This window comes from Paenibacillus sp. UNC496MF, assembly GCF_900113915.1.
Lineage (GTDB): Bacteria > Bacillota > Bacilli > Paenibacillales > Paenibacillaceae > Paenibacillus_Z > Paenibacillus_Z artemisiicola.
Window position 1 is genome coordinate 58722 of record NZ_FORE01000015.1, and the last position, 13180, is coordinate 71901.

The window sequence follows — 13180 nt, forward strand, 5'->3', positions numbered from 1 at the left end:
TGGGGGAGCACGGCAAGAACGTAGACGAAACGTAAAGACAAGGAGCGATTGCATGGGGTACATCATATCGGCACGCAAAGAGACCGAAACGATCAAAAAACAAGACACTCGCCTATCCGCACCAAGAGTAATGATTATCGGCTTTTCAGGACTCATCGTGATCGGGATGCTCCTACTTGCTTTGCCGGCTTCATCCGTAACGGGGAGAAGCATCGGCCTTATCGATGCGCTATTTATCGCAACTTCCGCAGTATGCGTCACGGGGCTGTCCGTCCTCGACGTTCCGGGGACCTTCACAACGTTCGGCGAACTTGTGCTGCTCGTTCTCATTCAAATCGGCGGCTTGGGGTTTATGGTATTCGGCGTCTTGTTCGCTGTGCTAATCGGTAAGAAGATCGGTCTTCGAGAGCGTCTGCTTATTCAACAATCCGTCAATTCGTATTCGACGCAAGGCGTCATCCGACTCGCGCTTAACATTTTTATCATTGCGCTGATCATCGAAACGTTCGCCGCCTTCTTGTTGACCATACGCTGGATGCATGAATACGGCTTTGCGCGAGCGAGCTATTATGGCGCCTTTCATGCCATATCGGCGTTTAACAATGCCGGCTTTGCGCTGTGGCCGGACAATTTGACGCGATATGTGGGCGACCCGACGGTGAACCTCGTCGTCTCCGCACTCTTTATATTCGGCGGTTTGGGCTTTACGGTCATTCTGGACATCGTGAAAAAGCGCCGGTGGAAAGATCTGTCCCTGCACAGCAAAATCGTCATCGTGACCAATCTCGGATTGATAGCGGCGGGAACGCTCGTCATTCTCGCAGTCGAGCTCTTTAATTCAGCCACGTTTGGTGGCCTTACATGGCCTCAACGCGTGTGGGCGGGTTATTTCCAAGGTGTCGTGACGCGTACGGCCGGCTTTAACACCATCGATATCGGCGCCATGCTGCCGCCATCGCAACTTTTCATGATCTTCCTGATGTTTATCGGCGGTTCCTCGGGTTCGACGGCCGGTGGGATCAAGACGAATACGTTTGCTGTCCTGCTCATGTCGGTACTTGCGATTGTAAAGGGGAAAGCAGATATACAAGCCTATAAACGAAGGCTGGCCGTCGATCTTATTCTTCGTTCGCTCGCCGTCATTATCATTTCGCTAGGCGTTGTCATGGTAAGCACGTTCCTGCTCACCATGACCGAGTATCGATCGCATGCCGATTTTTTAACGCTGCTGTTCGAAGCGACCTCCGCATTCGGGACAGTCGGAATGACGATGGATTTTACAGGCCAGCTCTCCATTGCCGGCAAAGCGGTAATTATCGTCACGATGTTCATCGGGCGACTCGGACCGCTCACGCTCGCCTTTGCCATGACGCGAGGCTCCCGCAAGCAGCCGTTTCGTTATCCGGAAGAAAAAATCTTAATCGGATAAGGGGGGTATTGGGTTGGCACGACAATTGGATTGGAGACTTCTCACGCCTTCTTCTTCGGGTTACTGCTGTCGGCAACGTCAGTCAGTATTTCGGTCTAATCGTTAAAAGAACTCCATATGCTGAAGAGCAAGGAAAGCACCACTATATTAGGCGCTGCGATTTTAGATGACGTTCTCGTAGTCATTCTTCTCGCATTTGTTATGAGTATGTTCGGGGGAGAAGAAGTGAATTTTGGGCTTGTGATCGGAAAAATGTTTATCTTCTTCGCCATTGCCGGTCTCATGATTTGGAAAGGAACGCCATGGTTGTTAAAATGGTTGGCTCCTCTTCGCGTAACCGAGTCTGTCATCAGTGCAGGGCTAATTATCTGTTTCTTGCTCGCCATGGCCGCTGAAGAACTGGGGGTAGCCGGAATCATTGGTGCATTTGCAGCAGGATTCGCGGTATCGCGGACATCGTATAAGGAAGAAGTCGAGCATAAAATGGAGCCGATCGCCTATGCCGTTTTTGTTCCGATCTTCTTCGTCAGCATCGGGTTATCCATATCTTTTGAAGGGATAAAGGAATATTGGGGGTTAATCGTCATCCTATCTGCAGTGGCCATCCTTACAAAATTAATCGGCTCGGGACTAGGAGCGAGACTGACGGGATTTTCGTCACGATCCTCTATCGGAGTTGGAGCTGGGATGGTATCGCGCGGAGAAGTATCGTTAATCATTGCGACGATCGGATTGGAAAATGGACTCTTACATCGAGACTATTTCAGCGTCATGGTTATCGTCGTGATTTTTACTACGCTCGTTACCCCTATTTTGCTGAGGTTAATATTTCGGGAGCGATCTAAGAAAAGAGCTATGACCTTGGATGATGTCAATTCTAACAGATAAGAGGGCTAGCGAATAAAATGACTGGATGGGTTGTGTCGCCATTCATGTTAAGTAAAAATACGTTGAGGACTTGTTTATGGTGGCTTTTTAAATAAATTCTTACTTTTGACTCATTCTTATACTCAAATTACGGTCTGTGACCGATTAGGATAGGGCCTGTTCATTCATAGTTTCATTTGCATAGCGCAAAAGGCTTTTTGCGTATTGGCAGGTCTAGCGGGGCTACCGCACTAATAGGTATCTAGGGAACTCCATTCAATAAGGGGGAGGTATCTTTGACCTATTTCGTAACTGTTGAACCAGGCGTAAGGGTATTCGTCCAGGACCTGTTTCCTGAAGGACAAAAGACGATTTTATTTATTCATGGCTGGCCGCTAAGCCATCTGCAGTACGAGTACCAATATGATGTACTCCCGTCGCACGGCGTGCGCTGTATCGGCATGGACTGGCGGGGATTCGGGAAGTCGGATAAGCCCTATTCCGGGTATACGTTTGACCGACTGGCAGACGATATCCGTGCCGTCATCGACACGCTCCAACTGAGGAATATCACACTAGCGGGGCATTCGGCAGGTGGCGCACTAGCCATCCGATATATGGCCAGACATCAGGGGCACGGAATAAATAAGCTCGTCCTAATTGATGCACAAGCGCCGGGATCCGTACCTCAGCAAGGGGCCAATGCATTCATTGCACAAACATTGTCTGACCGGCCCGCACTCCTGGCGGGGCTGCCAAATCAGTTTTTCTTCCGGAATATTACGAAGCCGTTTGCGGATTGGTTCTTTCAGGTCGGTCTACAAGGAGCAGGCTGGGCAACGGCGGCGGTAATGGTGACGCTGCGGGATCGAAACGTGCGGAATGATCTTGGATCCATCCGCATACCGACCCTGATTGCGCATGGCATTCATGATCAGGTGGTTCCATTCGCAAGTGCGCAAGAAACGAATCAGTTGATTAAAGGCTCAGTGCTCATCCCTTTTCAGTACAGCGGCCATGTACCGTTCCTAGATGAACGCGAGCGATTCAATCAGTTACTATTGCGCTTCATCGGGTAGGCATTTTACCTTTATCGCAGGCTGCCTTAGCTCAAGCCGCAAAGTATAAGGCAATATTGGAGGTGTAAGTAACGGACGTCTTAGGGATATACTTGGTGGGTTAGTCAAATATAATGAATTGATTAATTATCCAAGCAATAATCATATTGGTATCAATTGGGTGTTCGAGTAAAATGCTTGCATATAACATACAGCCCATTGTTGCTAATGTACGAACCAAGGACGTAAATAGCATAGATACTAATGAGCATAATCATGTCGTGTTCATGCCTTTAGTTATGTTTTTCCTTGCCCATGAAATATCCCATTCTATGTTGGAAATACGTTTTCAAACAAAAGCGAAATCGGAAGAACGATCCATATTAGTGGAAGTGCGACATAAGCTCTGCCTTTTATTTTAAATAATTGACTGATCCCAAGAACAGCGCAATACATGGAAATGGGTTATTAAACAGATATCGCATAAAACCAAGAAACAAATGATTATTTGCTCGATGAAAAATGAAAATGGTAACTACTGCGCTAATGTAAGATGGGAAGTCAAATGCATGGAACGAAAAAGACAATTAGACTGGTTAATACGAAGGCTGCCCCGACTCCAGATATGAAAGATGTTCAAGCTTGTTTTGTACAAATGGAAAGAATATGGTTAAACAAACGGTCTCGTTAAACGGAAATCCAAACGTCTGGTTCGTTTTGACTATGAGTTGCAATGCATGGAATTCTTGTGCAGGCCCAAAATTCATCCAATCCCATCCTTTTAGCATGAAGAAGGAACTTGATCTCATTAAAAGCCGCGAATATCGCGGCTTTTAATGAGATCAAGTTTTTGTCAAAGCCAAATGACAAGAACTTGCCGCCACAGCCAACGGATATATTTTACTTCTTTATCTGTTGTAAGATATTGATCTCCAATCTTTAACTTGTAGTTTTGATTATTCATTTGAATTGTTGCCGCTTTGTTGGCGTTATCCCATTCAATTGCACGCCAAATTAGATGCCATAGACAAATAGCAGAATCCTTTCAATTTTCGTTTGAATAATATATTGCAGCGAGACAAGCTTAGTTGCTTTCTGAAAAACGATTTATGTGGTCGAGCTTGCGGGGATCAGTCCAATTAGCGATACCCCGATCTTTTTAGTTCGAGGACGATATTCGTGTGTCCAAGCAAAGGGCTCTGAGACGGTAGCCGTCAACTTTGTGGGAGATGAATCCGGTACCGATCTGCCGGGGTATTTTCGCCGATTTACCGGTCGTTGACGCCCGTTTGTCGGTTTCGGGACCCGGGGCGGAATCTGTGATTGCCTCTTTTGTGGCCAGAGATGCGGCTGGAACGCTTATCCCTTGTGTTACTCAAATGTACCCCACAGATCCTGTATTCCCAGATTGAAGAACCGAGCAATGTCGCTGAAGCCGAGACATAAAAAATCGCCATTATTGGCTTCGGTCGCTACTACTCCCACTCATGTCCAATTAAGAGATTCCCGTTCTCGGCTGCCACTATTCTATTTGGCTGGATTTATTGGACCGGAAGCAGCGGAATCACCGTAAATGAACCCGGAGGGAGCGCCTCCGGGAATTTTCAAAAATCTTTTTTTGTGTTCCTCAAACCTTCAAATCCATAAAACTTAGACGAATTGAACGAGATCCTCCATGGGCCGTCTCGTTTTTGAACGTGCAGGCATTCTGGACCGATAGCCGAACGCCGTCATCACGCTTAAGCCGTACTCGTCGTCTCCAAGCAGCCCTTTCTTGTCGAGCAGAGCATTGACGGCATCCATATCGAATCCTTCGATCGGGCACGAATCAATGCCGATATGAGCCGCGGCCGTCATCATATTCGCCATTGCCAAGTAAGTTTGCTTAGAAGACCAATCTAACAGAGCCCGTTCGGTATCCAAATGAAGATCTTTGTAGAATTGAACGTAAGCCTGTTTCATGCTTTCATAAACTTCGACAGGGACCCCCTTTACTTGGGTTTGATGCTCTATGAGATACGGGGCTTCATAAGTGAGCCCTTTTCGTGCCAATAAGATGACGAAGTGGCTCGATGTCGGAAGAGATCGCATTGCGCCGTATACGAGCGGCGCGAGTTCTCTTCTGAATTCATCGCTTTGCGCGATCACGAATTTCCATGGCTCATTGCCTCCCGAGCTCGGAGAAAGCCGTCCGGCCTCGAGAATGAAGCGAAAGTTCTCGTCGGAAATTTTCTTTACCGGATCGAATTCTTTCGTAGCATGCCTAAAATTAAACGTAGATAACAAATCCGATTTTTTCTCCTGGATCTCCATCGGTGTTATTCACCCCGCGATTCAATTTGGTAGAGCCTTGAAACGGACCACAGTCCGATTACCGTGCTAATAATAACCGGACCGCGGTCCATTTGTCAAATCGGAGAATAGTCAACCTCGAACGGAAACGGATAAAACAAAGAAGAGGAGCCCGTTAGGTCGATACACGACCCAGCGGGCTCCTCTTGAAGTTTTGTTATAGAAAGAGCGGTTCGACGTAAGTGTTGAATAGCTTATCTCTGATTTCATCGGAAGTGTAATGACGTTGTTCTTTCAGAAATAAATACATTTCGGGAGCCATCGTAGACAAGATGGCATCCGCCCTAAAGACAGGATCCATCTTCGAGGTGCCATTCGATTCCTTGTATTCCTCGAGCAATCTCACGATAAGGGAATGTATGGACTCATAATGTTCATTGTAGAAGGAAGCACTGCGTTCTTCCTCGGAATTGTTGTTAGTTTGCATAGCAGCCAAGAGCGGAGAGTGCGTTTCCAGCGATTCCAAATGGTACGCAAGCACGGTTTCCAATCGCTCTTTAAGCGAGCTTGAAGATCGTTCTAGAAGATATCGTTCCATTTTGTCTTTATTCTGAATACAGCTTTCTCCGATCAAGTCCCAGCACAATTCGCCTTTGTTCGTATAGCTCCGATATAAGGTTCCTTGTCCGACGCCAGCCTCTCTTGCGATATGCCGCATGCTGACGTTCTCGACGCCGTATCGGGCGAACAGTTGAGCCGCCTTCTCCAGAATAATTTGCCTGCGTTCCTGCGCATCCTTGCGAAGCGTGCGTTCCGGCATCACGATTTCCCTCCGTTCACAAAACGCGATTGACAACCGGACCATGGTCCGGTTATATTAAGTAGCACCCGGATCACGGTCCGGTTATGTGGCGAGTTTTTCAATTACTTGAGTACATGTTACCCCTTTAGCGAAATCGGGTCAATAATATCGGGTAAAGGGGAAGCATAGCAAGTAAACCATCAAAACGCTCCTGAGGAGGATTAACAATGTCGAATCAACAAAACAAAAAAATCGGGGTAGGCGTCGTCGGAGCCAGCTCCGCGAATCCAGGGTGGGCCGTATTCGCGCACTTGCCGGCCATTCAAAATTTGCCGGATTACGAATTAAGAGCCGTAAGCACCAGCAGACGCGATTCCGCCGACGCGGCGGCCAAGGAATACGGAGTGGCCGGTTATGACAATTATAACGACATGATTAACGACCCGAACGTGGATCTTATCGTAATCGCTACGAACGTTGATACACACTATAATATCGCCCTCGCCGCAATCGAAGCCGGCAAAATGGTGTTCAGCGAATGGCCGTTAGGCGTAACGACGGGCGAGGCCTACGAATTGGCAACGCGCGCGAAAGCAAAAGGCGTTCGTACGATGGTCGGAATGCAAGCGAGATATTCTCCCGCGATTCAATACGCGCACGATCTGATCAAGGAAGGTTATATCGGCGAGGTCATGTCCACGACGATGAACGGCACGTCTCTCATCTGGGGTCCCGTTACGCCTAAGAAGTTCGCTTATACGTACGACGTAACCAAAGGCGCGACTTTATTGAGCTCGCCGACGCTGCACGCCATAGACGGATTGAACTACGTGCTCGGCGATTTCGATAACGTCGCCGCAAAATTCGCCATTCGATTTCAAGAAGCCAAAGTGCTCGAAGACGAATCGATCGTTAAAGTTACCGCGCCGACCCACTTGGCGGTTACGGGCACGTTAATCGGCGGAGCGCTTGCCACCGTCGTCTATCGCGGCGAGACGTCCAGAGACGTCGATCTGCGTTGGGAAATCAACGGCAGCAAAGGACAATTGGTCATCATCGCCGAGAATAACGGCAATATTCAGAACACCTCGCTTAAACTTTTCGGAGGCACCGGCGAACAAACGTCGTTGTCCGAAATGGAAGTTCCGAGCTGGTATACGGACATCGTCAAAGATATTCCGGAAAGCCCGGCCAAGTTCGGCAACGTCGGCTACGTTTATGCAAGCTTCGCCAAGGATCTTCGCGAAGGCACGACCTTGACGCCCGATTTCGCGCATGCCGTGAAACGCCATCGTCTGGCGGATGCGATCGCGAAAGCCAACGAAACCGGCGTCACCCAGAAGGTGGACAACTCGAATCCGCTCTAATATGAACCATTAAAGTTTGGAAGGACGAGGGGACATTTCGTTCCCTCGTTCATTTCTTATACCATTTTTATAGATACGGATAGGAGAGGAAACGAAGTGAGCGATCGAATTTCGAGAGCGAATATGATTTTGCTTATCATCGTCTGCTTTACCCAGTTTATCGAGGTCATGAATAGTACGACGGTCGTCGTAGCGCTGCCTTCCATCCAGTCGGCGCTTCATATGCGGGCGAACGACTTGCAATGGATCGTGACATCGTACGTGCTCACCTTCGCTTGTTTTCTGATGATCGGGGGAAGGGCCAGCGATCTGCTGGGAAGAAAACGCGTATTAATGATCGGTTTGGCCCTCTTCGGGCTCTCTTCGTTGGCGGGAGCGTTGGCGACGGATCCGGTCTGGCTCATTGCCAGCAGGGCGGTACAAGGAATCGGGGCCGCGCTTTCCATTCCGGCGGCCATGTCGCTCATCAGCAACAATTTCCCGGTCGGGCCGCAGCGCAACAAAGCGTTCGGCATATTCGGTGCCTTAGGATCCGGGGGGGCGGCGGCCGGATCGATCGTCGGCGGTTTGCTAACCGATTCCGCGGGCTGGAGATCCTTGTTTTATTTGAACATTCCGCTCGCCCTATTGCTTATCGTCGGATTATTGTTCGTTAAAGTAAGTCCGACGGCGGTGCAGGAAAAACAAACCATCGATTGGCTCGGTTTGATTTCGGTGTTGGCGGGCATTTTCGTTCTGGTCTACGGCATTTCCATGCCGGACGTGGACGGCGCTTGGCCGGCGACGAAGATCGCGATGTTGATTATCGGGGTATTGGTGTTGGGCTTATTTATTCTGATTGAAACGTTCGCCAAAAACCCGTTAATGCCCCTTCGTCTATTCAAGTTCCGTTCGCTCGTCACATCGAATATAATCGGATTTCTGATGTTTTCCTATATGACCGGATTTAATTACTTCTCGACCTTGTATTTCCACGAGCTCGGCTATTCGTCTCTAGCCGTCGGGTTGGCTTTCTTGCCGCTGGGTCTGACCTCGATCGTCGTCACGCAGATCACGCCGTTCATCATGCGCAAATTCGGAGCGAAGAGAGTGCTGATCGTCACGCAGGCCATCAACGCGCTCGGGATGTTCTGGCTGAGTCAGATGGATATGGATAAAAGCTACGCCTCGTTCATTCTCCCGGCGTTTATCGTACTCGGGTTGTCGATCGGCGCGTCCTATACGGCCGTCATCGTAGGATCCGTTCAAGATGTGGAGCCCGAGGAACACGGCATTGCGGGCGGAATCGTGAATACGTTCCTGCAATTGGGCGGCAGCTTGGGCTTGTCGATTCTGGCGACGATCGCCGCCTCGGTGACGGCTTCGGCAAACGATGTCCCGGCCAACACGGCCTTGTTATCGGGATTCCACACGGCGCTCGTCGTAAGCGGTTTGTTCGCGATCGTTGCGTCGCTCCTTGCTTTTATGAGCGGGGGCAAGAAGAGGACTGCGGTTTCGAACCCTAAAGATGCTCTTGTTTTACGAGGAGAGGGGAGATAACTATGCCGGAAAGTCCTCCCAAAACGTTTGAAGGCGTCCCCTTATCCATCTTTGACGCGACTTCAGAGGAAGAAATTCTCATGCTCGAGCATAACTCGCTGTATCGCAGTCTGACGATCGGAGATCGGAATAGAATGAAAGCCAGCATGCAGCAGCTTCTCCTTCTCCGGATTACTTCCGCCGATGAAATCATCATTACGACGCAAATTTACGGACATGAAGACCGGATTCGCAATTATGAAATCATCGCAGAAATGCTTCGGTAAAGACTTGTCCATGCTTCCGTCCGGAACGATCTTGGTTACCGAAAAGCACGCCTTGACTTAAAGTCGACTTTAAGGTTTATAGTCGTCTTGTAGTCGCCGCGATTCCCTTTTTCGACGACTATAGAATCGTTATTAAAGGAGAGATTGGTCTTGAGAAACATCGATCGCATTTATATAAACGGGAAATTCGTAAAGCCCCACGGAACCGAAACGATGGACCTGATAAATCCTGCGACGGAGGAAGTCATCGGACGGGTAACGCTCGGGGACGAGCAAGACGTCCGAGATGCGGTTACGGCGGCGAAGGCCGCTTTCAAAACCTTTTCCGCAACGACGATCGAAGAACGCGCGCGCATGCTGCAGCGTCTGCATGACGTCATGATGGAGAAGTTCGATATCCTAAATCAAGTAGCCGTAGAAGAATACGGCGCACCTGCAGCCGCTACGGCCGGCCGTACCCGGTACGCGGCTGCCAACTTCCTGCATAATATGGACGTCATGAAAGAATTCCAATTCGAAAAACGCATCGGCAAAGCCAAAGTAGCGCTTGAACCGCTAGGCGTTATCGGGCTGATCACGCCTTGGAACGCGAATTACACGCATATTTCCACGAAGTTGGCCCCCGCGATCGCCGCCGGTTGCACCGTCGTTATTAAAGCGAGCGAACTTAGCGCCATTCAAACGCAAGAGATCGCGGAGTGCTTTCACGAAGCAGGCATTCCTGCCGGAGTCATCAACTTCGTTCACGGCCGAGGCGACGTAGTAGGCGCGGAATTAACCCGTCATCCGGACGTCGCGATGATCTCGTTCACCGGTTCCACGAACGTGGGCAGAATCATCGCCAGGGACGGCGCCGCTACCATGAAACGAATGGTCTTAGAGCTCGGAGGCAAATCTCCTAACGTGATTCTGGATGACGCCGATTATGCTAAAGCGATTCCGCTGGCCGTCATGACCGCATTCAGCAATAGCGGCCAAGCCTGCCATGTCGGATCCCGCTTGATCGTTCCCGAGAGCCGTTTGGAGGAAGTCAAGCAGTTAGTCGTTAAAACGGTCGAAGGCATCAAGGTAGGGAGTCCTCGGGAAGAAGGAACGTTCATCGGTCCGATGGTCAACCGGAAGCAATATGATACCGTTCAACGCTATATTCGTCTTGGCGCGGAAGAAGGAGCGGAATTGATCGTCGGAGGTCCGGGTCGTCCCGAAGGGTTGGAAACCGGGTATTATGTTAAGCCTACCGTTTTTGCGAACGTGTCCATGGATATGACCATTGCCAAGGAAGAGATATTCGGTCCGGTGCTTTCGATTCTGACCTACAAAACGGAGGAAGAAGCGATCGAAATCGCCAACGATACGATTTACGGACTGTCTGCTTACGTCAGTTCCGCGGATTTGGCGAGAGCGAACCGCGTCGCCTCCCGGATCGTAGCGGGCCGAGTGCTCATTAACGGCTTGTACGACGAACCGAAAGCACCGTTCGGAGGCTTCAAGCAATCCGGAATCGGAAGAGAATTCGGAGCGTACGGGCTTGAAGCCTACGTCGAGTCGAAAACGATTATGGGCCATGACGTCGTCCCGCAATAATCGGACGATCGCCGATTAATGATCCATTTCGAATTCGTATCCGGAAACGGTCTCGCCTTTTTCGATCGACTCGTACTTCGTCAGCTTACGATTAACCGCTTCGAAGGCGTCATCCAGCTCTGCCTGGCGCCGTTGCAATTCCTGCTTGTGCCGCTCCAGGATCGCTTTTCTTTGAGGAATCGTAGAGTCTCCCTGGAGAGCTAAATCGACGATACGCTTTAAAGAGGATATCGGCATCCCGGTTATCCGAAAGCAGGCCATTAGTTTAATCCAGTCCAGATCTTCATCATCGAATACGCGGTTTCCGCTTTCGTTTCTGCGAATATGAGGAAGCAGCCCTTCTTTCTCGTAAAACCGGATCGTATGCGGAGGAATTCCGAGGCGTTCCGAGGCTTCTTTGATCGTAAATTGCATAAATTCCAACTCCTTTTCTAACCATATACGCGGGAATCGATTTAACGACCTCAGAATCAACGACGAGAGGACAGATTGCATTTGCGTATATTTAACCAGCATTTCATAAACGGACGATTCGTGGAGACGACCGGAACGGAAATTCAAGAATTGGTGAATCCCTCTAACGGCAAAGTGATCGGAAAGCTCGTTCTAGGCAACGAAAACGATGCTCAAACGGCAATCGCCGCGGCCAAAACCGCTTTTAAAACGTTCTCCAAAACGACGGTCGAAGAGCGAGGTCAGATGCTCCAGAGACTCCATGATACCATTATGGCCAGAGAAGAGGAATTAACCAAAGCCGCGGTCGAGGAGTACGGTTCACCCTTAAAGCCGTCCAGAGGCCGAACCGCCTTTTCCGCGCAAACTTGCCTTTTCGCCAAGGAGTCGTTAAAGAATTTTTCGTTCGAGAAGATGCAGGGGACAACCAAAATCATTCTTGAACCGCTGGGGATCATTGGCGCAATAACGCCATGGAACGCCAACTACACCCATATTTGCAATAAAATAGCCCCGGCCATCGCAACGGGATGCACGATCGTCGTTAAACCGAGCGAGCTAAGCGGCTATCAGACGCAGCTGTTAATGGAATGCATAGCCGAGGCAAAGCTGCCGGCAGGCGTCGTGAATATCGTGAACGGGACGGGACTGGTCGTCGGAGCAGAGCTTGTCAGGCATCCGGATATTGCCAAGATCTCTTTCACGGGGTCGACTCCGGTAGGGAAATTGATTTGCAAAGACGCTTCCGTCACCCTTAAACGATTGGCTTTGGAGCTGGGAGGGAAAAATCCGAACATCATCCTGGACGATGCCGATTTTTCCAAAGCGATTCCGATGGCGATATCCATCGGGTTCAGCAATACGGGACAAGCTTGCCACGCGGGGACGAGGTTGCTGGTTCCGGAAAGCCGATTGAACGAAGCGATAGAACTTCTTAAGCAAGCCGTAGCTTCAACCAAAATAGGAAATCCGATGGATGAAGATTCGGTACTGGGACCGGTCGTTAGCCAAAAACAATACGAAACCGTGCAGCGTTACATCCAAGCCGGGATCGATGAAGGCGCCGAGCTGATTGCCGGAGGATTAGGCCATCCCCCGGGACTCGAGGAAGGGTATTACGCGAAACCGACCGTGTTTGCCCGCGTAACGAACGATATGAAAATCGCCAGAGAGGAAATCTTCGGTCCGGTGCTTTCGGTCATCTCGTATAAAACGGAAGAGGAAGCGATCGCCATCGCCAACGATACGATTTTCGGTTTGGCAGCCTATGTCAGCTCCTCGAATATGGATAGGGCGCGACGAGTAGCTTCGCAAATCATCGCCGGGCGCGTTCTGATCAACAAAGCCTTGCAGGATGATCCTTACGCGCCTTTCGGGGGATTCAAGCAATCCGGTTTAGGTCGGGATTCGGGCATCTACGGCTTGGAGGAGCACGTAGAACCCAAAGCGATTCTCGGTTACGAAGTCCAATAATTGGAGTCGGGAATCATGCGGTTCGGCCGCTTCATCCCTCCGCGCCGATC

Annotated in this window: 10 protein-coding genes and 1 pseudogene; 7 read left to right on the forward strand and 4 right to left on the reverse strand. The window is 49.9% G+C overall.

Annotated elements, in window-relative coordinates; genetic code table 11:
• Window positions 1–52 precede the first annotated feature (52 nt).
• The 3 genes and pseudogenes from BMZ79_RS25415 (at window position 53) to BMZ79_RS25425 (ending at window position 3375) form a co-directional block, all read left to right on the forward strand.
• Window positions 53–1429 (forward strand): TrkH family potassium uptake protein, encoded by a 1377-nt coding sequence (locus tag BMZ79_RS25415; protein ID WP_090645988.1) that lies wholly within the window; start codon window positions 53–55, stop codon window positions 1427–1429.
• Window positions 1430–2317, forward strand: a pseudogene (locus BMZ79_RS25420) (cation:proton antiporter); the annotation flags it as partial. It abuts the gene before it with no gap.
• 275 nt (window positions 2318–2592) lie between these two features.
• Window positions 2593–3375: an alpha/beta fold hydrolase gene (locus BMZ79_RS25425; protein WP_090645703.1), complete on the forward strand. Its 783-nt coding sequence runs from the start codon at window positions 2593–2595 to the stop codon at window positions 3373–3375.
• Window positions 3376–5004: 1629 nt separating this feature from the next.
• Here the strand turns inward: BMZ79_RS25425 and BMZ79_RS25430 are convergent.
• Both BMZ79_RS25430 and BMZ79_RS25435 read right to left on the reverse strand, forming a co-directional pair.
• On the reverse strand, window positions 5005–5661 hold the full coding sequence (locus BMZ79_RS25430) for an NAD(P)H-dependent oxidoreductase (protein ID WP_371263801.1): 657 nt from the start codon (window positions 5659–5661) through the stop codon (window positions 5005–5007).
• Window positions 5662–5863: 202 nt separating this feature from the next.
• Complete coding sequence (locus BMZ79_RS25435) at window positions 5864–6466, reverse strand: TetR/AcrR family transcriptional regulator (protein ID WP_177222334.1); 603 nt, start codon at window positions 6464–6466, stop codon at window positions 5864–5866.
• A 209-nt stretch (window positions 6467–6675) separates the two neighbouring features.
• On the opposite strand from BMZ79_RS25435, the gene BMZ79_RS25440 reads away from it, so the two are divergent.
• Both BMZ79_RS25440 and BMZ79_RS25445 read left to right on the forward strand, forming a co-directional pair.
• Window positions 6676–7815: a Gfo/Idh/MocA family protein gene (locus BMZ79_RS25440; RefSeq protein WP_090645711.1), complete on the forward strand. Its 1140-nt coding sequence runs from the start codon at window positions 6676–6678 to the stop codon at window positions 7813–7815.
• A gap of 96 nt (window positions 7816–7911) precedes the next feature.
• Window positions 7912–9354: an MFS transporter gene (locus tag BMZ79_RS25445; protein ID WP_143089086.1), complete on the forward strand. Its 1443-nt coding sequence runs from the start codon at window positions 7912–7914 to the stop codon at window positions 9352–9354.
• 62 nt (window positions 9355–9416) lie between these two features.
• Here the strand turns inward: BMZ79_RS25445 and BMZ79_RS35320 are convergent, their stop codons facing one another.
• Window positions 9417–9632: a hypothetical protein gene (locus BMZ79_RS35320; RefSeq protein WP_256253115.1), complete on the reverse strand. Its 216-nt coding sequence runs from the start codon at window positions 9630–9632 to the stop codon at window positions 9417–9419.
• Between the two features lie 138 nt (window positions 9633–9770).
• Here BMZ79_RS35320 and BMZ79_RS25455 point away from each other — a divergent pair, with 138 nt between their 5' ends.
• Entirely contained in the window at window positions 9771–11204 is a 1434-nt protein-coding gene (locus tag BMZ79_RS25455) for an aldehyde dehydrogenase family protein (RefSeq protein ID WP_090645719.1), read from the forward strand.
• A 15-nt stretch (window positions 11205–11219) separates the two neighbouring features.
• Here BMZ79_RS25455 and BMZ79_RS25460 read toward each other — a convergent pair whose 3' ends face one another.
• The gene (locus tag BMZ79_RS25460; protein ID WP_090645722.1) at window positions 11220–11618 is read right to left on the reverse strand and encodes a MerR family transcriptional regulator; all 399 of its coding nucleotides are present in this window, start codon (window positions 11616–11618) and stop codon (window positions 11220–11222) included.
• A 120-nt stretch (window positions 11619–11738) separates the two neighbouring features.
• Here BMZ79_RS25460 and BMZ79_RS25465 point away from each other — a divergent pair, with 120 nt between their 5' ends.
• A complete protein-coding gene (locus tag BMZ79_RS25465; RefSeq protein ID WP_256253116.1) occupies window positions 11739–13130 on the forward strand; it encodes an aldehyde dehydrogenase family protein in 1392 nt (463 codons plus the stop codon).
• Window positions 13131–13180: the final 50 nt, after the last annotated feature.

Coding starts and splice junctions, on each gene's coding strand:
- BMZ79_RS35320 (WP_256253115.1), bottom strand. CDS start 9,632: ATGGACAAGTCTTTACCGAAGCATTTCTGCGATGATTTCATAATTGCG.
- BMZ79_RS25435 (WP_177222334.1), bottom strand. CDS start 6,466: ATGCCGGAACGCACGCTTCGCAAGGATGCGCAGGAACGCAGGCAAATT.
- BMZ79_RS25415 (WP_090645988.1), top strand. CDS start 53: ATGGGGTACATCATATCGGCACGCAAAGAGACCGAAACGATCAAAAAA.
- BMZ79_RS25440 (WP_090645711.1), top strand. CDS start 6,676: ATGTCGAATCAACAAAACAAAAAAATCGGGGTAGGCGTCGTCGGAGCC.
- BMZ79_RS25460 (WP_090645722.1), bottom strand. CDS start 11,618: ATGCAATTTACGATCAAAGAAGCCTCGGAACGCCTCGGAATTCCTCCG.